This window comes from Paenibacillus sp. JNU01, from assembly GCF_059130585.1.
On record NZ_CP169723.1, the window covers coordinates 1,381,929 to 1,406,164 of the forward strand.

The window sequence follows — 24,236 nt, forward strand, 5'->3', positions numbered from 1 at the left end:
CTTGTCCATTTTAATTCAAGATATCCCGTTTCGTAAAGACAAGGAATGACACAATGAGTGAAGCAACGCCCCAAACACTAAGCACAATAAGAGAAAAACCTAAATTCATACCCTCGATTGGCGGTAATCCACCTGACAAATAATCAGGAAGTTCGAGGTTAACCATGAACAGATATTTCGCTGTTTGCCAAGATGCAGCCATACTCGTCAAGATAGTTCCTGCAATCAGAGCGGCCATCATAATCACGATACTTGCAGCTGTACTTCGCACAAGTACGGATACCATAAATGCAAGCATAGCCACGATTACACTCACAAACCAGATCAGTCCTGCCTGCATAAGCATATACAGCCACTGGTCCACAGCATGCACTGCCGACATATCTACATCTGTTCCCACAACTTTGAATCCTGTAAAGATTGGCATGTTGAAGCCTTTGTAGCCAAAGACCGCACCCGATATGACGTAACATATAATGTAGGCTGATACCACGATGATCGAAACAAACATAATCAGTGTAATTAATTTGCTCAGAAGCACTTTCCAGCGCCTAACCGGACGCGTTAAAAGCATTTTAATCGTACCTGTGGTACGTTCACCTGAAACAAGATCTGAAGCAATAGCCATGATTAACAGTGGAATAAACAATCCTACTGCATTGTTCATGAACTCCCGTGTAAAGGTAACACCACCCGGTTCTTTGGGATTGATGTCATTTTCGAGATAATACTGCATCTGCTGGATATACACGGTTCTATATTTCTTGTACTCTTCTGGCACGCGATCGCTCCCGAGCGAGTTTTGATTGTCTGTAATGGCCTGTTGCAGTTCAAGCCGCCAATCGCCTCCGAATTTGTCACGATTATTCTCCGCAGATTTCATCTGGGCATACGTAAACATCGGTACCAGGATCGCAAGTACAATAAATATAATATAAAGCCGTTTTTTCTTCACCATCTTAATCGTTTCATTGCGAATCAGCGGCATGATATTACTCAATGGATTCACCTTCTGTCATTTTTAAGAATAGTTGTTCGAGCGTAGGCTGAATCCGCTGTACCCCTTCAACCTGTACACCAGCTTGAACCATCTGCTGTACCATATCAGGAATTAGATCTTCGTGCATCTCGGCAACCACAGCGTTGGGACCAAGACCCGCAACAATGGTATCATCCATTACATCCGCAGGTCGACTTACCAGAGCAATGCCTGCATCCAGTAACATCTTTTTGCCTTGCTCCAGTGGTGAAATGTGCCATATGGCCAACTTGGAATGGTCTTCAATCAGTTCGCTTACGCCTCCAACAGCAAGCACACGCCCCGCACTGATAATCGCCACTCTGTCACAGAGAAGCTGGATCTCGCTTAACAAGTGACTGCTGACAAATACAGCCATGCCTTCACTCGCAAGTTGTTTAATAAAGACACGAAGTTCCTTAATTCCTTTTGGATCAAGACCATTCGTCGGTTCATCCAGAATGAGCAGACGAGGCCGCCCAAGTAGCGCTTGTGCAATACCGAGCCGCTGACGCATACCAAGGGAGTAGGTTCTGACTTTATCGTGAATACGCTGATCCAATCGTACAATATCCACAACTTCCTGGATACGATCATTGTCCACTCCCGGTTGCATGCGAGCAAAATGTTCCAGGTTCTCCCATCCGGTCAGATAGGTATATACCTCAGGATTTTCAACAATGGAGCCTACATACTTCAAAGCGCGCTCAGGGTCCCGATTCACATCATAACCACAGACTTTAATTTTCCCTTCTGTCGGTTTGATCAGGTCCACGAGCATCCGTATTGTTGTTGTTTTCCCAGCACCGTTAGGACCGAGAAATCCAAAGATTTCACCGGGTTTCACGTCAAATGTAACGTCTTTAATGATCCACTTGCGCCCGATCCGCTTCTTCAGATGCTGTACAGACAGGACGGAATCATACTGCTGCTCTGCCATTTATTTTCCGCTCCCTTCTGCCGGTGTATCCGCCTGGAATTCCTGTGCAATCCGAACTGCAATTTGCTCATAACCTTGGCCGTTTGGATGAAAATGATCTGACGAGAGATACTCCCCCAGATGATTTTCAAATAAATCGAATGTAGGGACAAGTGTCATCTTATCCTCATTGTTTAAAATAGCCAGTGCAGCATCGTTCCAAGCGGCAACAACCGCATTCCCTGGCTTCTCCAATTCTTTCACATCACCAAATGGATTGTACAACCCTATGTACGCAATCTGTGCATCGGGATTGATTTCTTTGACTTTCTTCAAAATCTCTTGAAGGCGTTTTGACGTTTCCGGTAAAGCCGCTGCCAGCTGCTCTGCTGTTGGCGGATCTTCCCCCTGTAGAACTTGCCCTCCCTTGAACAGATCATTCGCGCCAATGGATAGCAAAATAAAATTGGACTGCTGTAGGACGTAACGCACGCCTTGCTCATCGAGTTTCTCCAATAAAGCATCCGTTCTCAACCCGTTTACACCCAGATTATTTAGAACCTGAACATCATATCCTTTATCTTTAAGCAAGTTCCCTGCACGTCTCACAAAACCAAGTCCCTCATCATCCCCCGTACCTCTTGCCAAGGAATCACCGATGACGGCCATCCGAATCTTGCCATCTTCCACTACGGCCGGTTCACCTTCCTTATCCTTAGATGGAGCAGTTGCCTCCTGGCCTGTAGTTAACGCTGAATCTCCCTCGGGAAAAATCACGTCTTTTATAGCGTATCCAAATCCAAATAACAACAACAAGGTTGCCAAGATGGATACTGTACTGACGGTTCTCCAGATCCATGGTGCTGAATCAAGGCTTTTTTTCTTTTTCATCATCACATCTCCGCTCATGTACACCAGTCTGGGTGCTTAATAATTTATAATGACTTTACATCAAGGCGTGTCTGAAAATCCGCTTGCTTCGGAGTTTTCAAGACACGCCTTGATGATGCTATTCCTAAATAACATAAATGTTCTGTCGTTAATTTGCAAATTTTGCCGCTACATTCGCAGAATTCATTTTCTATATGTCATTTAACGGAAAAAAGGTTATGCCATACACAGATTTCAACTGTGCTGGCATAACCTTTTGATATACAAATTTTTATTTACTTCATTATAATTACTTATTTACCGATAAACTCTTGAGCCCAGTATCCGTTGTAGAACCCTACACCGATATGTGTAAAGTTTTTGCTCAGAATATTGGCACGGTGTCCTGCACTATTCATCCAGGCTGTTACAACTTCCTGAGGTGTTTTTTGTCCTTTGGCAATGTTCTCACCTGCATAGCTGTAAGTTACTCCGAATTGTTTCATCATATCAAACGGAGAACCATACGTCGGTGACTGGTGATCAAAATAGTTATTGTTGCTCATATCTTTTACTTTGGCTACAGCTACTTTGTCCAGAAGAGCATCTGAAGTCAGTGCGCTCAGACCTGCTTTGGCACGCTCAGCGTTCACAAGCTTTACAACTTGCGTAGCAAAGTCGGATTGTGTGCTTTCGCTGCCATTATTACTTGTATTGTTACCGGTATTACCTGTGTTTGAAGAATCTTTAGCTGGCGTGGTTGCCGGTTTTTCTTCTTGTGTTGGTTGTGCTGGTTTAGCCGGTTGCTCAGGCTTAGTTGTCGGCTGAGTTGGCTTTGTAGTCGGCTCAGCAGGTTTGGTCGTTTGATCAGGCTGCGTAGCAGGCTTCTCTACAATTTGTCCCTCGGATACAGTGTATCCGTTTTGTTTGAGCCACTGTTCGATATATGCTTTCAGGCTGTCTGTACTTGTAATTTTATACGTTGTGGTAGTCTTATATGTTGAATCTGCAGCAGACGCGGAAGCAGGGAGCATTACACCTACGGCCAGTACGGCTGTCAGACTACTCGTTACGACAGTTTTCATCCATTTCTTTTTCAAATTCATTCATCTCCTTAAAATTAGTTATTACAACTTTGTAATTAATACTCTAGCAGTATATCAATTCAACAAGAGATTGTGAACCTATAAAATATGGAAAAGTAACTTTTTTGTCATTTTTTAGCCATAAAAAAAAGACATTCAGACTAACAAAGCTAGTCGAATGTCGCTTCACCATTTATTTATCAGTCACTACATCAGAACATGCAGATCAGGATATCATGAGAATTTAATGTTGTAGGAAAGACCTTTTTATACTATAGAAGAACCTTACTGAACCGATAGCCTCTCTTCTGGAAACCAATGTGCTCATAAAAAGAGTACGTTGTTGAAGTCACTTCACGGTTTGCACCCGTGACAAACAGTTGTTTACCACCTTGCTGTCTGCCCCAATCTTCGGCACGAGCCATCAGACGACGGCCAATACCACCACCACGATGTTCTTGACCTACAATCAGGGAAGTAATTTGTGCGGCAGGTTCTGGATAGGCATGACTTTGCACACATTGCAAGCCAATCACACCAATAATTTGTTCATCCACTTCGGCAACAAGCATGCATGCGTTTGGATTAGTTTCCAAACATTCAATGCGTTCTTTCATGACATTAGCTGTTGTCGGATAGCTGACCTCTCGCATCAATCCTGTTACCGCTTCAGCATCTCGCAGTTCACACTCTCGGATCATCAGTACAGGGGCCTCAACATTATTGGACATGATTTACCTCCACTTTCAGCATATTAGCGGCTTGCACCGCTGTTTTACGAGCTTCTTCCACATCTTGGCCAGCACTTAGCGCTACAGCCATTCGGCGTCCTACCTTCGTCTCAGGTTTGCCAAATACACGAATCTGAGTACGAGGAAGAGCCAGTGCTTCTTCAATCCCGCCTACAGTAAAGTCAGATGTTTCATCATTAGCTTTCAGCGTTGCTGAAGCTCCCGGTGTCAACAGATGTACACCTGTGACCGGAAAACCAAGAATTGCACGTACATGCAGCGCAAACTCGGAACTGTCTTGCGTCACCATTGTAACCATACCTGTGTCGTGCGGACGAGGAGATACCTCGCTGAACACAACACCATCCGATGTTAGGAACAATTCCACTCCAAACAGTCCATAGCCGCCAAGTTCATCCGTAACGGATTTGGCAATATGACAAGCCTGTTTCCATTGCTCAGGCGTCATTGCATGAGGCTGCCACGATTCGACATAATCCCCATCCTTTTGAATATGGCCAATCGGAGGACAAAATACGGTGCCTGATACAGACCTGACGGTAAGTAATGTAATCTCACTATCAAATTGCACAAAGCTCTCCACGATGACACGAACGGATTTGCCACGAGCTCCCGAAAGAGCAATGTTCCAGCAATCCTCCACATCCCCCGGTGTACGGCATACACTCTGGCCTTTGCCGGAAGAACTCATCAATGGTTTAATGACACAAGGTGTGCCAAGCTCACGTACGGCTTCCTGAAGTTGTTCCAGGTTGTCCGCAAAAAGGTAATCAGCTGTCGGAAGTTTCAATTGTTCGGCTGCAAGACGACGGATGCCTTCGCGATCCATCGTTAGACGTGCAGCACGGGCAGTAGGTACTACACAAAATCCCTCTTCCTCAAGCTCCAGTAAAGCTTCTGTTGCAATAGCTTCAATCTCAGGTACGATGTAATGAGGTTTTTCTTTACGGATCAATTGTTTCAAAGCTTCGGCATCCAGCATGTCGATGCAATAAGACCGGTGCGCGACCTGCATTGCAGGTGCGTTCTCATAACGATCAACAGCGATCGTCTCTACTCCCAGTCGTTGGGCCTCAATAACGACCTCTTTTCCCAATTCTCCACTGCCTAATAGCAGCATTTTTTTGGCTTGAGCCGTAAAAGGAGCACCCCACATGTTCTTTCCAATCCTCCCAAAGAGAAATCTTCTATATATCTGTCTCTCTATTTTCGGGGTTTTGGTTAAAGATTGCAAGAGTGCTCCCTATTTTTCTTGTGAATTTTACAAGATTTTTTGTGTTTTTTCGATCAAATTTTACAATTACCGCTCACAGATTCGATACTCTTTCCATTCCTCCCAGAATTAAGGAAAAGTTAAAAGGGAAGATTTTAATATTTCAGAGAATCGGGGTGCACAAACAAATCCCAAATTTAAAATCTTGGGATTTGTCGATTTTTTTCTCTGAAAATTTCATTATGTGAGGAAACGTAAGCCATCTTGGGTGCGTCTGGAGTCATGTATTGCTTCGCACTATTGACTGCAACAATCGCATCATTAAAGGCTCCGGCAATGAGTCTGACTTTGCTCTCGTGGGTCGAACAGTCCCCTGCTGCAAAAACACCTGGAAGACTCGTCTGTGCATGGTGGCTCATTCGAACCATTCCATCGTCCATCTTCAGCCCACAACTGGCCAGATCACTTAGATTGCTTTTATATCCGTGACTAACAACGACTTCATCCACTTCCAACACGACATTGGCCTGACTTTCCATATGCGTAATCACAACCTGCTGGATTCGCTTACCATTATTATGAAGCTGCGTGATGCTGTATGGTGTTCTCACATCCGTTATATTGTTCATCTCACTGACATTTCGTTCCATTGCACGGAACTCATTATTCCGGTGAATTACAACTACACTGTGAGCAAGTTGAGCAAGCTCAATTGCCCAGTCTACTGCACTGTTGCCTCCACCCGAAATGAGTACACGCTTCCCGGAAAAATGTTCTGGATTTTGCACGGTGTAATGAAGATTCTCTTGCTCATATTCAATCGGCTCCTGAAGCTCCAGCTTCTGAATCTCTGCGATACCACGGCCTACTGCAACAATGATCGTACGAGTATAATGTATCTCTCCTCCAGTGGTATACATCCTCCATATTCCGTTATCCATTCGAGTGAACCTTTCGACTTTACAATTCAATTCTACCGTTGGGTTAAACGTATTGGCCTGCTGAACAAGCCACTCGATCAACCTCGAACATTTCATAGGCGGCAGACCGCCTACATCCCAAATTGTTTTTTCAGAATAGGTGTGCAGAAAACCACCAAGCTGGTCTTTACCTTCAATGATCTTTACTTTCATATCACGCATCCCTGCATAAAAAGCCGCATACATGCCGGCAGGTCCGCCTCCAATGATGGTTACATCGTAGATATCTTCTTCATTCATCTTGAACACACCCTGTTAATTTAGTTATGAATTAGAGAGATTCTGGTAACATACGGTTTGCCTTATTTATTTTTTTCTTCAAAAGCAGTTACAATATCATCAATGACATATTCGTCGGCAAGCGGGGACATTCCCAGATTGAACCATTCCTTGCCACCCACCATGTAAACATGGTTCTGCTTGACTGCTTTCAGATTTTTCCATAACGATGACGATAACATATCTTCAAATTTCTTTTTAATTTCCGGATTAGTATCATCATCCAGCTGAACGATCAGATGATCTGCGTCGTATTCAGGCAGTACTTCCAAGGATACGGACATGGCCGTTTGATCTTTCGGGAAATTAGGAAGTGGTTTCATTCCCAATCGTTTGTGGACAAAGTTTCCTCGGTCAAGATTCTCTCCATGCAGTACAATTTCTTTTTCCATCACTCTAATGTAGAGAACAGTCTCTTCACCAATCAGCTTATGAAATTTGTCAGCAGCTATCTTCTCCTTAGCGACCAAATCCTGAATAACCTTTTCTGCCTGCTCTTCTTTATCCAGAATTTTGGCCATATCCCGCAGTTCATCACGCCAATCATCACGCTGTGGTAAAAGTACGGTAGGTGCAATCAGCGTAAGCTGATCATAGTCCTTTTTGGACCACCAGTCAGGAGCGATAATTAAATCCGGAGCTGCCTCCATGAGGGCTTCAAAATTAGGTGTTCTTCCGATTCCCATTTTCATCGTGTTTGTGAACGGTTCCTGTAAGTAAGAAGGAAACTCCTCATGATAGTTCTGTACAGCAATGGGTACGATCCCAAGTGAATATAAAAATTCTGGATATACCACAGACAGACCCACTATTTTTTGTGGGTTTATCGGGATTTCAATCTCTCCCATTTCCGTGTTCACTTTCTTCACCTGACTTGCTTCTGTCGCTGAAGAATTGGCGGTACCCGCTTCTTGTCCTTCACTCGTGGACGCTCCTTTACCTGATGCCCCGCAAGCCGAAATAACGAGCATCAACATCATTGCACATATGAAGGTTAACCATCTGAATCTCATTCTGTATGTACCCCCTATAGGTCATTAATATATGACAATGTCTAATCAATAATAATTATCATTATCACTACGATATAGGAGTAGTATAATCAAATATGTTCAGGCATGATATTGACTATTCAGACTTTTTGCCATGGACGATCTTGCCATAACTTTAATATTTCATCCAACATAAGCTCATGGGTAAACGCCGTGTAGTCCAGCAGGACGCTCGACAAAAGGACATCTATTACGCCATTCTGTATCGCTAACAGCTCAAGCCACTCTTCAGACTTACGCACAACAGACCATGTCAGCCTGGATGTCTCATCATCACCCACAATCAGTAATATTCTTTCAATGTTAAGAACAGACAATTCCTTAATGCGCACTGTTCCCCGTTCCCAATAAGTTTCAATTCCTTCGGGACCATCCATTTGCATATCAATGTAAAAAACGGAAGCAATGCTCCTTGGGCCTAACACTTGCAACTCTTCGCCATAAAATTTGAGTACAACTAGCTTGTCTTTTCGTATGGAATCCGCAAGCTGATTCTTTATGACCGATACTTTCTCTTCATATCTTTGAAGCCATACCTCTGCAATATCAGACCTGTCCAAAAAACTTGCAACAACTCTCAAATGCTCTCTCCAATCCCCTTTTTCCCACGGGAGGTCACACACAGGAGCAATGGATTGAAGCTGACTTTGCAAAACCTCAGACTCCGTCCCAATCGTAATAATATAGTCAGGCTTAACTAATCGAAGCTGTTCCAGCCAGATGGTCTCACTCTCCGCAAGTGGCATAACTTTGTCCGTTTCATATTTACGTCTATAATAATATGTCCATGGATGACTTGCCGGCGCGGCACATGGAATGATCTGCAATGCAAGCAGTATACCAATGCTCAGGGAATGAATCGCTGCAATTTTTTGTTTGCTATTACGTATAAATGCTGCCGGTGGAACGCCGGAGATTTGCTTGAATTTACGCCGGAAATACGTCTCATCCTGATACCCCACGTACGATGCCACATCCTTGAGTCGATAACTGTGATCATTTCTCATTAAGATCTGGGCTTGTTTCATTCGATATAGCGTTAAATAGTCGACTGGACTGTAGCCATACCTTTTCTTGAATAAACGCATGAAGTGTCGAGGGCTCATTCGTGCCACATTTGCTAATTCCTCAATAGTTAATCTCTTGGAATAATTCTGCTCCATGTAGGCTTTAACATGTTCAATCGGTGAAGCCAGATCCGTCTTTTCTGCACAGGCCACGTCGTAAAACAGGGTATACAACAGTTCCTGAAAACGTATCTGACCATAGTACCTTTGCAAGCCATCCTTCTTCATTGTGTGGTGGTAAATCATCTGACAGATCACGCCAACGGCAATGGGAGAAGATGAGCTGACCTCGCCATTCACTTCATTACGTAAAAGTTGCTTCATCATATCAAGGGCTGTTCCACCCTCCTGCTCCAGTGCGTACATGACATCAAAACTCATGTGATACACGCCTCGTTCATCCAACGAATGCACATTTGCCTCAATCAACTGCCCTGGAAAACCTATGTACAGTCCGCCTGCTTTCAATTCAATGAAAGTCCCATCTATCTTTAACCAACCTTGGCCACTCGCTACAAATAATAACATGTAAGTTTCAATAAAGTGTTTCCTCAGAAGCCACTCCGTCGCAGGATCAGTCGTATAATTCACCTGAATGAGCCTAAAATTCATATGATCCAGGTGATCAAAATGTTTTGTGTCTATTTCGTTGTTGTCCATCTGCATTGATCTCCCTCCAGACTTAAACGATTATGCTGATTTCATTCTTAAAAACATAACATACCACACGAACTAAAGATAAAAAAAACACTCCGGCTATCCTTAACCTGTCTTCAATAAATAAAATGCACTTATTATTGAGGATCAGGCTAAAGAACGCCAGAGTATTATACGTTCATATGCGCTCAGACACTTTAACTTTAAAAGCCGTCCGAAGGTCTTATTACAAAAATCTGTATTGAGCTTCTATTAATCCATTATATACGCCTTGTTTTTGGATAAGCTGCTCATGGTTGCCCTCTTCTTTAATTTCACCATGATCCAGGACAATAATGTTATCTGCATTCCGGATGGTGGAGAGACGGTGAGCGACCATAAAGGACGTTCTTCCCTGCAACAATACCTTCAGTGCTTCCTGGATTTTAAGCTCTGTCTCGGTATCAATGCTGGCAGTAGCTTCATCCAGAATCAATATGCGAGGATCGGCAAGCAGCGCACGGGCAAAGGATAACAATTGCCGTTGTCCCATGGATAATACGTTTCCTCGTTCTTCCACTTCGGTATCATATCCGCCAGGCAGCTTCATAATGAACTCATGCGCATTGACTGCTTTGGCGGCCTCTTCCACTTCTTCATTCGTTGCATCCAATCGTCCAAATCGAATATTGTCACGAATCGTACCCGAGAAGATGAAGGTATCCTGCAAGACAATACTGATCTGGCTGCGTAAACTCTCTACCGTTACATCCCGCACATCCTGTCCGTCAATGGTGAGACGTCCACCGGATATATCATAGAAACGACTGATCAGGTTGATGATCGTACTTTTACCTGAACCGGTATGACCAACGAGTGCAATTGATTGTCCCGCAGCCGCCGAGAAGCTGATTCCTTTCAGCGCCTGTCTGCCCTTCTCGTATTCGAACACCACGTTTTCGAATGCGATATCTCCTTTAATAGAAGGAAGTGGCTTGGCACCTGGTTTATCCGCAATACTTGGTTTTTCATCCATGAATTCGAAGATACGCTCCGATGATGCCATCGCAACCAATAGCTGATTGTACATCTGTCCCAGACGGTTGATTGGGTCCCAGAAGTTGCCGACATAGTTGGCAAAAGCGACAAGTAACCCTACGGTTAACTGACCATCCTGAATCAGATAGGCACCAAACCAGAAAAGGATTAATGTCCCGAATCCGCCGGTAATCTCGATCAGTGGTCCGAAGCCCTGGTTCATCGCTGATGCTTTATCCCATGACTTTTTGCTGGACAGATTCATGTTGTCAAAATACTTCATGTTCTCTTTTTCCTGTGTATACGCCTGAGTCACTCGAATCCCTTGAATGGATTCATTCAAGTGAGAGTTAATCCGGGAATTCTTCATGCGAACATCCTGCCAGGCACGACGGATCAGCACCCGCAGTTTGGTCGAGATGATAAACATGATCGGCACCGTAATGATTACGGCAAGACCCAGTTTCCAGTTAATCAACAGCAAGATCACAATGATGCCGAGCAGCTGCACGCAGTCGATCATGACGTTAACTGCACCGTTCGTGAACAGATCCTGCAGGGAGTTAATATCATTCGTCACACGCACCAGTACGGAACCTGCCGGTCTTTTGTCAAAAAAGTTAAAGGACAGCTTCTGGATATGCTTGAACAGATCCGAGCGAAGATCGTAGATAACGCGCTGTCCAATAATGTTCGTCAATTTGATCCGGTACGTATTGGCAGCCCACTGAATGAGATACAACACGAATATGGAGCCTGCGATCAGATAAAGCATCGTCATACTTGGCAGCCCTGTGGCCGGTGCGATGGCCCGGTCAATCGCCAGACTGATCAGAAAAGGTACGGATAATTTCGTAATGGTACCCAGAATCATCATTAGAATAACGAGTGGCAACAGTTGTTTCGCATAAGGTTTCATGTATGCAAATAAACGTCCAAATTCTTTCCAGTTAAACGGTTTTTCAATAATTTCATCATCCTGATACACAAATCGTTCATTCAGTTTCTTCTCGGAGGCCCCTTTGGCCTCGCGCCTGTCTGCTATCGTCTCGGCACTCATGAATTCACCTGCTCCCCAGCCTCCCGCTTACCGCGGGCAATATAATCTGCGTATTGAATTTTATAAACATCCTGGTATGGTCCAGGTACTTCAATAAGTTCGGTATGTTTGCCACGTTGTACCACGCGACCTTCATCCAGCACCAGAATCTCATCTGCATGTCTTAGTGAAGATATCCGGTGTGCAATAATAAATGTAGTTCTACCGCGCATAACTTCCTGGAAACCAGATTGAATCTCATGTTCCGTCTCCATGTCCACGGCGCTTGTTGCGTCATCAAGTACCAGAATTTTCGGATTTTTCAGCAAAGCCCTTGCGATCGCAATCCGCTGTTTCTGTCCACCCGATAATCCCATGCCGCGTTCACCAACCACCGTGTCATATCCGTCCGGGAACTCCATAATGAAGTCATGAGCCTTGGCCAGCTTGGCTGCACGGATAATCTCATCCATGGTGACATTCTTGAGTCCGTAGGAAATATTATTGCGAATGCTGGATGAGAACAGGAATGTCTCCTGGAAAACAGAAGCGATCTGACTCCGCAAACTGCGAATGCCTATATCTTTGATGTTTTTGCCATCCAGCTTAATCGTACCCGAGTTGACGTTATATGCACGCATCAGAAGCTGAATGATCGTCGATTTACCTGACCCTGTGCCCCCGAGGAAACCGATTACAGAACCGGGTGCAGCATCAAAATTAATATCGGTTACCGCTGGCATTTTGTTGCCGTAGGCAAAGGTAACGGAATCAAATGTCACATGACCATTCACTTGGTCTGCTTCCACAATGACCGGATCTTGCGTTTCTTCCACATCCACTGGCGTATTAAGCAGTTCGAGCACCCGTTCACCTGAAGCTTTCGATTGCGTATAGTTGTTGATATGGAACCCCAGATTCCACATTGGACCGATTATGTACCAGATCAAACTGAAAAAGGCAACGAGTTCACCAAGTGTCAGCGTATTCTGTATAACCATTCTTCCACCGATTACCAGCAACAGCACGATGCTCACCGAAGCAAGAATCTCCATGATCGGAAAATAGTGACTCCACAATGTTGCGGCATGAATCTGATTCGTCTTGTAACGCTCATTGCGTGTGGAGAACTTCTCCACTTCATAAGGCTCACGTGCAAAGGATTTTACCGTACGCACGCCAGTAATATTCTCCTGTACCGCTGTCGTCAGTGAACTGAGCGCCAGCCGCATCTCCTGAAACGCAGGGTGAATTTTGGATTCGAATCTCAGCGCAACGAAGGCAAGTAATGGGATGCATATGAGCGTGAACAGTGTAAGCTGCCAACTCATGGTCATCATCATGATTGCGCCGAATACGACCATCAATACCATGTTGAGAATCTGGGCGAAACCAAATCCGATAAAGTTACGGATGGCTTCCAAATCTCCCGTGAGGCGGGACATCAGATCACCTGTCTTGGCCGTATCATAATAACGGAAGGATAAAAATTGAAGCTTTTCATAACATGCGTTACGAAGTCTGTACGCCAGGAAGTTACCCAAGCGTCCTCCAAAAAAGCCATGTAAAAACTGCATTCCTGCTTTTAAAATCACTACACCTAACACAGTTAAGGCAATTATGGGAACGTCTTCAAAAGTGCGCGGAACAATAACATCATCAATCAGTATCCTCAGCATGTACGGATACACCAACCCAAGTGCGGTCGCTAAGGCGAGGAACAAGATTGATACAAATAAATACGTTCGCTTTTCCCAAAAAAAGATTTGCAGTTGCCTAAGAACATCCATGTTTCTCCTCCTCTTATGTCGTTCAAAAATACTATGAACATTTATGAAGTTTATCACCGTACCCCATTCGCGGCAAAGCGAATAACAGACCATATTCTGCCTGCTTTCAGCTTATTGACGCATTAATGAAGGTAAATACCCACCTTTCAATCAAATGTTTGAATATTCTCTTTATTTCAGGTTGTTCGTACCAAAAAAAGGCTCCCTATATGCCTTTTCGGCAGGGGCCTTTTTAGGTTGATTTTCGCAACATTTTCAATGTGTTGCTGTATCATTCATTTTGTTTTACAAAGACTTCCAGAGAATACGCGTTATGCCGCGATTCTAACGGTGTTCAATCTGTTCCAGTTGGTTGGACAAGCTGGTCCATTGCTCCGCCGGAATTCCGCTCTCCAGTGTATCTTGAATTCCGCTCACTGCCTCGTCCAGACGTTCTTCCAACTGACGGGATTGGTGTTGCAATGACTGACTGAGCTGGTTGTCATAAAACTGAATCAGTTTGTCTTGCGCAGCAGGAAGAACTTCAATGATCATCTGTTTGAGGACCGGATCAAGCGCCTCTTGTAACCGCTGACGCCCATCCCCTTCGAAGAACTGTTTCGGATTGCGGAAATAATTCAAATAGCTTTTCCATCCAGACGGTTCTTCCAGACGGACTTCTTCAAGCACAGGTGTACTCCAGCGTTCGGTCAGTGGCAGTGACACATCCACCCCACCTGATAACTGTCTGACGTCATCTATACAATCTGTAACTTGTTTTGTCAGCCAAGTCTGACCTGTCTGTTCAAGTCTGAGGGTGGTCGCAAGCAGTTCCTGCTCAAGTTCTATCGCAATCATGCGCAACAGTTCACGTCCACAGGCCGCAAAAGCCGTCTTCAGATTGCCCCGATCCTCCCGAAGTACGGATGGATGGAATGCTTCTGCCATGAATAGGCCAAGGCGATAGGCAAGTCGCTGCCTCACATGGAAGAGCAGTTCTGCTGTTTCCTGTGACAGTTCTTCCTTCATGGATCGTGCTGCAAGTTGCTGGATGCGCTGGCGTGATTGTCCCTGGATCGTCTCCAGTTCATTCCGCCGCTGCTGCAAAGCTTCCTCTCCCTGAGCCGCATCCTCCGCGCGTTTCTTCAGCCGCTGAATGACACGTGCCATCTCTTCGGAAGCTCCGCCTACGGCAAGATCGGCTAATTCTCTGCCTGCAAACTGGTTGAACTCTTCCTCAAAACGAATAAATCCGGATTGCTCAAGCAGCTTTGAATCACCTGCCATCTTGCCTTCCATCGCCAATATGCTGGATACGGGGAAGAGTCGTGGTGCCCGAATTCCATTACTGCGCAATTGGGTGCTCACATGATCGAGAACCTGCTCCAGTTCTTCCTCGGAGGAAGACAAGTCACTAGCATTCACAACAAAGAACATCTGATCCATGGCAGAACTATCCTTAACACGTCCCAACTGATTCAGGAACTGCCGATCTCCTTGTGAGAAAGCATGGTTGTAATACGTCACAAAAATGAGTGCATCCGCATTTTTCATATAATTGAAGGTTACACCCGTATGACGAGCATTGACGGAATCCGCTCCTGGTGTGTCGACCAGCACAATACCCTGTTCCGTTACATCGCAACTGTAGTAGAGATCGATACTGTCTACGAAGCAGGACTTCTTCTCGTTTGCGACAAAATTACGGTAACCCTCCAAATCCACCAGCACATCCTGGCCCAGCTGGTCCGCTGTTTCTTCCCAGCCGGCTGCTGCCGCCTGCAAAAAGCTGTAATGCGGGCGCCCCGCCGGATGCACATCCTGTGGCGAGAGGGAACGTACTCGCTTCTGCCACTCGGTTCCAGGCTCACCCAGTCCAAGCAAACGGAAGGAATAGGCGAGGTCTTCATGGAAGGCGTCCCGGGTCTTCATGCGGACCCGGGCTGTTCCATGCTCCGCGCCCCCGGCAGGAGCCATGATCCGGTTAATCGCCGCTGTTGTTGGATGCGGCGAGACGGGTAGTACAGCTTCGCCCAGCAACGCGTTGGCGAAGGAGGATTTGCCGGCGCTGAACGCTCCGAACAGCGCGAGTGTGAACGTGCCGCCCGCAAGCGAAGCCGCGCGTGCACGCAGATCCCGTACCGCCGACCCCATGGCGGGGTACGGCTCTACCAGCGCAGCAGCGGCTTCGAGCCGTGCCGCTGCTGCGTCCAGGCGTCGGCGGCGTTCAGCGCCAGCCGCCGCCGTTGGCCCTGGCACCGCCGCTGCGACTGCGCGCTGCGCTGGCGGTGCCTCTGGCGTCTGTGGCTGCGCAGCCACAGACGCTGACGTGCCCGCATGCGGACCGGGTGCTTCGCCCGGTCCAGGCACCGCGGGCACGTGCGGGCCCTTCACCTCCGGCAATAGCCCGGAGGGGAGGGGGCCCGCATCAGGCAGCAGGCTGCGCAGCCCTGCTGCCTCTGCGGCGGCGCTGCGCTGGAGCGCCGTGTAGCGCGCCGCCGCCGCGGATTGCGCCAGCAGCGCTGCGCGGCTGGCGTCCAGCGCCTGGAGCGCGGCTTCGCCTCGCGCACCCAGCGCTTCAAGCATGCGGTCGGCCAGCATCATGGCCGACCTGCGATAGCGGGCCTCAATCTCGCCCCGCACATCTTTACTGAACTGAATCACATACTCGGGAGATACCTCTGCACTGGCACTGCGTTTCATCTCCAATAGTGCTTCATCCACAGCAGGAAGCTCCGTATTGAGCGCCTGCTCCCACTCCGCTCCCCATATCTGATGGGATTCACCCAGCTGCCTAAGCATCGTACGAATATGTACTTCCACTTGTCCGGAAGCCTGATCCTGTAATAAACGCACCAGTTCAGAAACACGGCGTTGTTTCTCCTGCTCGGTTTTGCCGCCTGAGAACAATAAGCCTACCCTGAAACCCGGTTTGCGGCTCTCCAAATAGGCAGCAGCCGACGCGCGAATATCCGCAGGAGTAAGATTTGCATTCGCCAGAAGAGGCTCAAGCTCTGCCCGGAATTTCTCACGCACTCGCGAAGGCCCGGTACGAATGTCTTCTGCTTGTTGATCGAGAAGCTCCAGCTCCCGTTCCAAGCGTTCAATTCCTTCCTTACCACCGATCTCATCCAGCAGAGATTGTTCTTCATCCTCACGTTTCTCCGCTTCTCTCGTCAGGTGCTGCTCCGTTACATGACTAGCCGAACTTGCCAAACTGTGCGTAATTAACGCTTCCTTTTCTTGCATCATGTGTCCAATGAGTTCCGGCAGCATATCCCACTGGTTGTAGCGATGCTCCTTGTCGCGGAGGGAAGTAAACAACAGTCCGTCATATCTAACTTCCCAGGCTGCAAATATAGCTTCGACCCCTTCGGTATATTGTTCAAAAGAAAGCTCACGTTCCCGATGCTTGTCGATCTGGTTCACGATCAAAAACAAGGGTTTGCCCCAATCCGACAAACTTTTGGCAAATGAAAGGTTCGTCTCGGACTGGACATGATTATAGTCCATGACATAGAAGACCACATCCGCCAGATGGAGCGCGGAATGGGTCGCAAGACTGTGCCCACGATCTGTAGAATCCACACCGGGTGTATCCAACAGAACAGCATCATCTTTCAGCAAGGGAATATCATCCCATACCTCAATGGAGCTGTACGCTCCCCCATTTTTGCAATACGCCTCCAATTCCTCTGGAGAAACTTCAAGTGTTCCTGCTCCATTGTCAGCGCTTACGTTTGGCGTAGTATAAATCAGCGCTCTCGGCTTACCATTACGTATCGATACCACATTCGCACTTGTTGGCACGGGACTTGAAGGCAGCACCCGCTTACCGCACAAACTGTTGATGAGACTCGATTTGCCTGCAGAGAAATGACCACAGAACGCAATCGTCAGATGTTTCGTTTCCGCCTTGCTGATTAAATCCGTTAAAGCCTGTACAGCCGTATGGTCCCCTGTCTGCTCCATCGCTTCACGCAGCGGAAGCAGAGGTTTGGCCATTTCTTTTGGGTAATCTGTTCTGGACATGACTGGCCTTCCCCCTGGCTCCTCTAATTTGACATCCGTTTCGATGTCTATCTCTTTTACAACATTTATTTTAACATTATCAAGTTTGAATTTGAACGATTGAATGGAATATACCTGAACTATCCTATATATACAAATGCAAATATAAGAAAAACGTTGATCAACGTATTTTCACAGAAGACAGAACGTGTTTAGTGATTGCTATTCTTGCAATTACCGAATTGTTCAGGTGCGCTGTGAACATATAAATCTATAAAAAAATAAAACCGAACAAGTCGGTTTTATCTGTCAGACGTTCTATACTCAGTATTTAGCATACTGCTTACTCTTTAATACAACAGAACCCAATTGTGTAATCACTACTTAGGAAACTGCGTTCTCCATGGAAGGAAGCAAGATTTCAAATACTTGTCCATGCTGAAGAATTGTAATGTCTCTGCCTTTGTCTCTCATAACCACAACTTCTGGTTTAACGGACATACGCTCCAGGTAATGTTCAGGCACGTCGCCAGAATGGCTTACTGTGATGCCTTCTACTTCTTTTTCTTCATTCTCCGCCATTTCCTGTTCAACGATTTGTTCAAAAATATCGGAGAAGGCCTCAAAATTGTCAGTGTACACGGAAATGCATTTCATGATTATTCATCCTTTTCTGCTCATTAATTTATTTTTCGTTTTCGGGTGGTGACACGTTCCTTATCTTTCCTGATTTGGGACGTTTTCATACGTTTTTTCCCTTCCCTGCATATGTCCAGCAATGGACAGATATGACACGCAGGGTTCTGTGCCTTGCAATGGTAGCGTCCAAAAAATATAAACCGGTGGTGAGTTAGTGTCCACTCATCCCGGGGTACGCGCTTCATTAGTTTCTTTTCGACTTCAAGTACGGAGTCATCCCAACCTGCAAGTGCCAGCCGCTTGGATACACGTTCAACATGAGTATCTACCGCAATTGCCGGTACTCCAAACGCATTGGAAACAACTACATTCGCGGTTTTCCGCCCGACACCTGGTAGCGTCACAAGCTGATCATGTTCCTGCGGTACATCACCGCCATACTGCTCTATTAAAATTCGGCACATGTTCTGAATATGCTTGGCCTTGTTCCGATACAAACCGATTCGCCGAATATCCTGTTCCAACTCTTCGAGAGGAACCGCCAGATAATCTGCTGGGCTTTTGTACTTCTGGAACAAATCTGCGGTTACCTTGTTCACCGTTTCATCGGTGCACTGGGCAGACAAAAGGACAGCTACCGTCAATTCAAATGCATTGCTGTGATTTAATTCGCAATGTGCATCAGGAAACATTGCTTCCATCGTTTCGAGTATATGCCTAACCGTCGCTGCATTCATGAAGAGCTACCTCCCACAAAATGACTCCACTCTGCGGAGCCTTACTTCGAAGCTTCATCCGAATACTTTGCGGGGACCTCAAAAAGCTTGCAAAAAAAACGTCTTGATGCGGGAAAGATCCCGTATCAAGACGGTCATTCTTTTGATCCTCGAAAAGAAACGATTACTGTTTTTGAATCTCCATAATCACATTGTTCAGGAGATACAATACAATATTATCATTATCTCTGAGAGATTGCACGCTTAAAGTATTGTCACCCTGGTGAACAAATACACTTGATCCGAGTGCAAAACGATAGTTTGTGTCTGCTGTCGTTTCCCGTTTAACCAAAATCTGGTTACCCACACCATCATAAGACCAGAATTGTTTGCTCATGACAGTTAGTACTCTGAAGCGTGTTGAATTATCCGTATCTTTTGTCATTTCAACACGATCACCGACCGTAAGACTAGTCAGCGAAGTTAACGTAGAGCCAGATTTTACGACTTTAACCGAACCGCTAACAGGCACGTTTTCAGTCTGGCCGTTAAACTGCTTGAGTGTTACGGATGAAGCATCCACTGCTGTAACTTCAGCCAGCGTACGCTTCACGACTTGAACCGCTTTTGGCGTAACTCCTTCAAATGTTACATTAATCAGGTTGCCTGCTGTCAGCTGTGAAGGCGTGATCGTCTGACCACTCTCTCCTGTCAGTACCGCTTGATCCACGTAGAACTGACTTGTCAACAGATCTGATTTTACTCGAATACGACTATTTGCTTCCAAGGCAACCACTTCGAATTGAGCCACAGTGTTCAGTGCAATCTTCTGCACTACATCCTGATTTGCTCCAAGTGTTATGGTAACTTTGTCACCAATCTTCAGATCTCCCAGACTTGCGCCGGATTTATTATACATCTCGACTGTAGGAACCGTAGAATAAGGCACTGTAATCGTCTGATTACCGGACAACAAACTGATTTTCTTGCCAGAAGTATCAATGTTGCTGATTGTACCTTCATACTTGTAAATCACTTTAACGGACAATGCACGTGTTCCCACATATGTCAGATCCAATTTTCGACCATCGTTTAAGAGTGACTCCAGACCAGCCAGTGTAGGTTTGGTCGTATTATAATCCAGCTTTGTTTTCTCGTCCAATGTAAATACAAACGGTTTTTTGTTGTTGTCCAGCACGGTAAGTACCTTTGTTTTACTATTGTAAGACACAACTGTTACCCCGTTCATAGGTTCCATTTGGCGTCCAATGACCTGAATACGCGTTACCTGGTCATCAGCGTTTAATGTCAGCTCCACCTGATCCCCGTTCGTAGCATCCGTGATGAGATCATTCAGCGTTGCATCCTGAATGCCATTGATAATGACTTCCGGCTTTTCAGTCAGCAGTTTCGCCTCCAGTGAACCTCCTTCACGTTTGAACGTTAACGTGGATTGGTTACCACCGATCTCAACCAGTGTTCCGCGCACAGATTGCTCCACACCTTGAGTTAATACGATCGTTTGCAGAACACTGTCCTTAACGGTGTATTTTACAGCACTGCCGGCTTTCAGATCAGCCACTGACAGGATACGGTTCTGATATGTGATAAGCAGATTGTCATTGTAAGCAAACTGCTCGGTAGCACCCGCTGCATTGACAAGTTTAATGGTTTTACCAGAAGTAGATACTTCAGCAACTACGCCATTGTCACTCTTGTTCACAATGCCGGATTTCACACGGATTGCGACTGTTTTTTTGTCAGCCGAGAACGTCTCACGCTGTACTTCGATGACACTATCTGCCGTAATATCGGACAGTTTGATTGCATTACCATTCTGATCGATGAATGCCGTTGCCTCATCATAACTGTACGTTTCGTAATTCTCGCCCACAAAAATACCAATCTTATTGCCAGACAATGAACGTGCAAATGTACCTTCAACGCTTTCCACCTGTGGTGTAGCATCAACGACTTCCACATAGGAAGCCCCGCCAGCCGAACCCACAACCATAACTTTCGTATATAGTTTCACATCTGTGGATGAAGCACGCGTCTCACTGTCTTTCGTAAAGTAAGGCGTACTGCTGTTCACTGCGAAGTTAACGGCTTTGCCGTCCACAACCAGCGTGATCTGCCCATCTTTCAATCCAGTTACATAACCCGTAGAAGTGTTCGGATACTTCGTATCCGTTAACGATTCGCCACGACTGAAGAAGGTAGCGAGTTGAGCACGGGTTACGGAACCAGTTGGATTGAATTTGTTGCCTTCCACACCTTTGGCCAGATCCAGGCTAACAGCCAGATTGACATAACCTTTACCACTTTCAGAGATATCTGCATTATCAGCAAATCCGGTAGATTGATTGTTTTGTGCCTTTGCTTCCGCATCCTTGTCCAATGAGCGGATTAACAATTTCGTAATCCATTCCCGTGAAGCCGGCTTTTGCCCCCATGATGTCTTGGATACATCCACAGTTGATTCTTCCGTCTTGTCAATCAGTCCCAGTTGAAGTGCCCGCGCGACATATGGCTTGAAATAATTTCCCACTTCCATGTTTGTCGGTAATGCCGCAGCCGTGTCGGTATTCAACTGGTCCTCTTGATTCATAAAACGGATTGCCATCGTTACAGCTTCTTGCTGTGTTACCGCGTCTCCTGGACGGAACAGGCCGTTGTTACCGAGAAGAATGCCTTGATATGCCAGTTTGTACACATGTTTCTCAGCCCAGTATCCGACCTTGATGTCACTGAACAAACCAGTTGGTGCAGCCGTATTCGTTATTGCAGCTGTCTGACCCTGCCCCGTTTCTGTTGATTCTGCTGCCATGGCAGCTCCGCCGGCGCTAAGGGCCATCATGCCTGCAAGCACGGCTGATACTACTTTTTTAGAGTGTGATGGATTGTTATATTTAAAAGTCACCTATGATTCCCCTCTCTCATGTAAAACGACCCATAATCCGTGGATTCACGGTACAACAACTGCTGTACAACCTATTCGGATCTTGTCATTGGATGTTCAAGATCCACATGGCCCATCAGACTCTCAGTCTGCTGACCATCCACCAGTAAATCAAGTGATTTTACTTCATCAAACTGGAAGAACGTTTGTTTCAGAGCATCCATCGCAAAGACTTCTCCGCCTGCTCCAAGACGTGCCGTATCTGGCATATGAATATCCAGGGTAAGAGCTCCATCCTTGAACTGAACAGATTTCAATTCAATTTCTTTAGACCACAGTGGAACAAGTTTATTGTCTTTGCTCTGTTGCAGTGATTCAAAGGCAGCTTTATATTTGGCATCATCCGATGCGTATGAAATCTCTGCCGAAGCTTTGTGCAACTCCAGTTCTTCTTCATCCGTATAGAATACAGTGATCGTTTTCTTTTCATTACTTTCGGAAGTTGTTGGCGTGTCCGTAGACGTTTCGCTTGGCGGAGTAGTTGTAGTCGTTCCCTCCGAACTGCCTTCCGTGGATTCTGTTGGTGTTGTGTTCTCTTCTGGTTCAGCAGTTACCGGTTCGGTAATGGTTTCGCCTTCAACCTCGGTCACATTGTTTTCCGTTCCCGCGCCTTGCGTCTGATTCGGAGCAGCTGTTGGCTTGCTTCCACATCCAGCAGCAACTGCCATAACCGTTACCAGCAAGGCTACAATCCATATTTTCTTGTTCATTCTAACTCCGCCTCCTCAACATAAGGGCTTGTCCCTTATTTAATTCCCAGATACTCCTTGATTCCTGCAACAATCCCTTTGGCAACACTATTCTGGAAACTTTCCGTGAAGAGGGCTGCTTCGTCGCTCTTATTGCTAAGGAATCCACCTTCCAGCAGAACTGCTGGCATTGTCGTTTCACGGGTAACATGGAGACTTGCCGTTTTCACTCCGCGATCTTTCAGTCCGGAAGACTGTAAGAGATACTTGTGCATCACTGTAGCAAGTGCTTTGCTGTTGGAGCGTGTATAGAATGTCTCTACACCGTTCGCAGCAGCAGGGCCACTGTTAGCATGAATGGAGATGAAGATGTCCGCTTTTATGTCTTGTGCAATCTTCACACGTTCTTTTAATGCCAAAAATGTATCATCGCTGCGGGTTAACACAACGTCAATTTTGGATTCTTTTTTCAACAAGGCTTCCACTTTCAGAGCCATTGCCAGATTGAAGTCTTTTTCACGTTTACCCGTTACACCAATTGCCCCTGGATCCTGATCTCCGTGACCTGCATCGATAACGACAACTTTTTTGCCATTATTCCCAACGGGAGGAGCAGGTGTACCACTTTGATTGTCGAGATTAATCATGATCAGTCCGGAATCATTTTGCACACTGTACCCTTTCGAACTGGACAGATCGATCACAAAACGAACTGTGGATGGACTGTTGCTGTATAACGAGTAACGAATCTTAGACACATCCGGATAGCCGCTAACGACGAGTTGTCCATTCTGGTTGCTGTCTAGAGCCTGTCCTTCACTGAATGAATCAGCAAATGCGGTATTCGGCAAGTCTATAACGATTCGATCTGGTCCTGTCATCGTGAAGACGTTCGGCTTCGTACTCCCGCTTGTTGCTATCATGAGGCGGTTGTCGCTGAAGCTGATGCCGTTCACCAGTACAAGACCTTCCTGATCCGATCCTCCGCCTTCATTGCCAGAGTTCGGAGGTGTGGTTGTCCCGTTTCCGGAACCTGAATTCTGGGTAACTAATGTTACCGTCTTCGTGGTATTGTTCCAACCCACCTTAAGACCCATTTCCTCACCGATAAATCGGAGAGGTACGAGCGTAGTACCATTTTTAACGAGTGGCGGGGCATCCAGGTTTACGTTACTGCCGTTCACCGTTGCCGTCTTCTGTCCAACAATCATCTGCATGGCAGTGTTGTCTTTGCTGATAGTCACCGTTTGCGTTTGCTGCTTCCACTCCACGCTATATCCAAGATTTTCGGACACAACCCGGATCGGAACCATCACCTTGCTGTTGATAATTTCCGCTTTTGCATCCGATGGCTGTACGATTTCTTTTCCGTCTAGGATAATTTTCGTGTCTGTTGCTGCGTGACTATAGCCCGGGAATACGAGCCCAAAGACAAATAACAGTACCAAAAAACCGAACTTCTTCATCCTTCACCCCTACCATTCTCATATTTTTTTGCCGCA

Annotated in this window: 17 protein-coding genes; all 17 read right to left on the reverse strand. The window is 46.1% G+C overall.

Features of this window, described 5'->3' with window-relative positions:
* Window positions 1-10: 10 nt before the first annotated feature.
* Entirely contained in the window at window positions 11-1,000 is a 990-nt protein-coding gene (locus NLBNIHML_RS05775; protein WP_253438348.1) for an ABC transporter permease, read from the reverse strand.
* Window positions 993-1,958, reverse strand: a complete 966-nt coding sequence (locus NLBNIHML_RS05780; protein WP_494353995.1) for an ABC transporter ATP-binding protein — start codon at window positions 1,956-1,958, stop codon at window positions 993-995. Before NLBNIHML_RS05780 ends, NLBNIHML_RS05775 begins: the two co-directional genes overlap by 8 nt.
* The gene (locus tag NLBNIHML_RS05785) at window positions 1,959-2,831 is read right to left on the reverse strand and encodes a GDSL-type esterase/lipase family protein (RefSeq protein WP_494353996.1); all 873 of its coding nucleotides are present in this window, start codon (window positions 2,829-2,831) and stop codon (window positions 1,959-1,961) included.
* A 290-nt stretch (window positions 2,832-3,121) separates the two neighbouring features.
* Window positions 3,122-3,907, reverse strand: a complete 786-nt coding sequence (locus NLBNIHML_RS05790; RefSeq protein WP_339235054.1) for a CAP domain-containing protein — start codon at window positions 3,905-3,907, stop codon at window positions 3,122-3,124.
* Between the two features lie 257 nt (window positions 3,908-4,164).
* On the reverse strand, window positions 4,165-4,623 hold the full coding sequence (locus NLBNIHML_RS05795) for a GNAT family N-acetyltransferase (protein WP_253438357.1): 459 nt from the start codon (window positions 4,621-4,623) through the stop codon (window positions 4,165-4,167).
* The gene (gene purT / locus NLBNIHML_RS05800; protein ID WP_339235059.1) at window positions 4,613-5,800 is read right to left on the reverse strand and encodes a formate-dependent phosphoribosylglycinamide formyltransferase; all 1,188 of its coding nucleotides are present in this window, start codon (window positions 5,798-5,800) and stop codon (window positions 4,613-4,615) included. Before purT ends, NLBNIHML_RS05795 begins: the two co-directional genes overlap by 11 nt.
* Before the next feature lie 254 nt (window positions 5,801-6,054).
* The gene (locus NLBNIHML_RS05805; protein ID WP_494353997.1) at window positions 6,055-7,077 is read right to left on the reverse strand and encodes an NAD(P)/FAD-dependent oxidoreductase; all 1,023 of its coding nucleotides are present in this window, start codon (window positions 7,075-7,077) and stop codon (window positions 6,055-6,057) included.
* A 62-nt stretch (window positions 7,078-7,139) separates the two neighbouring features.
* Window positions 7,140-8,129: an ABC transporter substrate-binding protein gene (locus tag NLBNIHML_RS05810; RefSeq protein ID WP_494353998.1), complete on the reverse strand. Its 990-nt coding sequence runs from the start codon at window positions 8,127-8,129 to the stop codon at window positions 7,140-7,142.
* Between the two features lie 119 nt (window positions 8,130-8,248).
* The gene (locus tag NLBNIHML_RS05815) at window positions 8,249-9,901 is read right to left on the reverse strand and encodes an AraC family transcriptional regulator (protein WP_494353999.1); all 1,653 of its coding nucleotides are present in this window, start codon (window positions 9,899-9,901) and stop codon (window positions 8,249-8,251) included.
* Window positions 9,902-10,118: 217 nt separating this feature from the next.
* Window positions 10,119-11,969 (reverse strand): ABC transporter ATP-binding protein, encoded by a 1,851-nt coding sequence (locus tag NLBNIHML_RS05820; RefSeq protein WP_339235068.1) that lies wholly within the window; start codon window positions 11,967-11,969, stop codon window positions 10,119-10,121.
* A complete protein-coding gene (locus tag NLBNIHML_RS05825; protein WP_339235070.1) occupies window positions 11,966-13,738 on the reverse strand; it encodes an ABC transporter ATP-binding protein in 1,773 nt (590 codons plus the stop codon). Before NLBNIHML_RS05825 ends, NLBNIHML_RS05820 begins: the two co-directional genes overlap by 4 nt.
* A gap of 324 nt (window positions 13,739-14,062) precedes the next feature.
* The gene (locus tag NLBNIHML_RS05830) at window positions 14,063-17,749 is read right to left on the reverse strand and encodes a dynamin family protein (RefSeq protein ID WP_494354000.1); all 3,687 of its coding nucleotides are present in this window, start codon (window positions 17,747-17,749) and stop codon (window positions 14,063-14,065) included.
* Between the two features lie 363 nt (window positions 17,750-18,112).
* Window positions 18,113-18,385 (reverse strand): hypothetical protein, encoded by a 273-nt coding sequence (locus tag NLBNIHML_RS05835; RefSeq protein WP_017687779.1) that lies wholly within the window; start codon window positions 18,383-18,385, stop codon window positions 18,113-18,115.
* Between the two features lie 23 nt (window positions 18,386-18,408).
* Window positions 18,409-19,104, reverse strand: a complete 696-nt coding sequence (nth, locus tag NLBNIHML_RS05840) for an endonuclease III (RefSeq protein WP_339235075.1) — start codon at window positions 19,102-19,104, stop codon at window positions 18,409-18,411.
* 163 nt (window positions 19,105-19,267) lie between these two features.
* Window positions 19,268-22,006, reverse strand: a complete 2,739-nt coding sequence (locus NLBNIHML_RS05845; RefSeq protein ID WP_494354001.1) for an S-layer homology domain-containing protein — start codon at window positions 22,004-22,006, stop codon at window positions 19,268-19,270.
* Window positions 22,007-22,077: 71 nt separating this feature from the next.
* Window positions 22,078-22,755 (reverse strand): GerMN domain-containing protein, encoded by a 678-nt coding sequence (locus NLBNIHML_RS05850; protein WP_494354002.1) that lies wholly within the window; start codon window positions 22,753-22,755, stop codon window positions 22,078-22,080.
* A gap of 35 nt (window positions 22,756-22,790) precedes the next feature.
* Window positions 22,791-24,200 carry an N-acetylmuramoyl-L-alanine amidase family protein gene (locus NLBNIHML_RS05855; RefSeq protein WP_339235081.1) on the reverse strand — a complete coding sequence of 470 codons (1,410 nt, stop codon included), beginning with the start codon at window positions 24,198-24,200 and terminating at the stop codon, window positions 22,791-22,793.
* Between the last annotated feature and the right edge of the window lie 36 nt (window positions 24,201-24,236).

Coding starts and splice junctions, on each gene's coding strand:
- NLBNIHML_RS05780 (WP_494353995.1), bottom strand. CDS start 1,958: ATGGCAGAGCAGCAGTATGATTCCGTCCTGTCTGTACAGCATCTGAAG.
- NLBNIHML_RS05785 (WP_494353996.1), bottom strand. CDS start 2,831: ATGATGAAAAAGAAAAAAAGCCTTGATTCAGCACCATGGATCTGGAGA.
- NLBNIHML_RS05795 (WP_253438357.1), bottom strand. CDS start 4,623: ATGTCCAATAATGTTGAGGCCCCTGTACTGATGATCCGAGAGTGTGAA.
- purT (WP_339235059.1), bottom strand. CDS start 5,800: ATGTGGGGTGCTCCTTTTACGGCTCAAGCCAAAAAAATGCTGCTATTA.
- NLBNIHML_RS05805 (WP_494353997.1), bottom strand. CDS start 7,077: ATGAATGAAGAAGATATCTACGATGTAACCATCATTGGAGGCGGACCT.
- NLBNIHML_RS05810 (WP_494353998.1), bottom strand. CDS start 8,129: ATGAGATTCAGATGGTTAACCTTCATATGTGCAATGATGTTGATGCTC.
- NLBNIHML_RS05815 (WP_494353999.1), bottom strand. CDS start 9,901: ATGCAGATGGACAACAACGAAATAGACACAAAACATTTTGATCACCTG.
- NLBNIHML_RS05820 (WP_339235068.1), bottom strand. CDS start 11,969: ATGAGTGCCGAGACGATAGCAGACAGGCGCGAGGCCAAAGGGGCCTCC.
- NLBNIHML_RS05825 (WP_339235070.1), bottom strand. CDS start 13,738: ATGGATGTTCTTAGGCAACTGCAAATCTTTTTTTGGGAAAAGCGAACG.
- NLBNIHML_RS05830 (WP_494354000.1), bottom strand. CDS start 17,749: ATGTCCAGAACAGATTACCCAAAAGAAATGGCCAAACCTCTGCTTCCG.
- NLBNIHML_RS05835 (WP_017687779.1), bottom strand. CDS start 18,385: ATGAAATGCATTTCCGTGTACACTGACAATTTTGAGGCCTTCTCCGAT.
- nth (WP_339235075.1), bottom strand. CDS start 19,104: ATGAATGCAGCGACGGTTAGGCATATACTCGAAACGATGGAAGCAATG.
- NLBNIHML_RS05850 (WP_494354002.1), bottom strand. CDS start 22,755: ATGAACAAGAAAATATGGATTGTAGCCTTGCTGGTAACGGTTATGGCA.
- NLBNIHML_RS05855 (WP_339235081.1), bottom strand. CDS start 24,200: ATGAAGAAGTTCGGTTTTTTGGTACTGTTATTTGTCTTTGGGCTCGTA.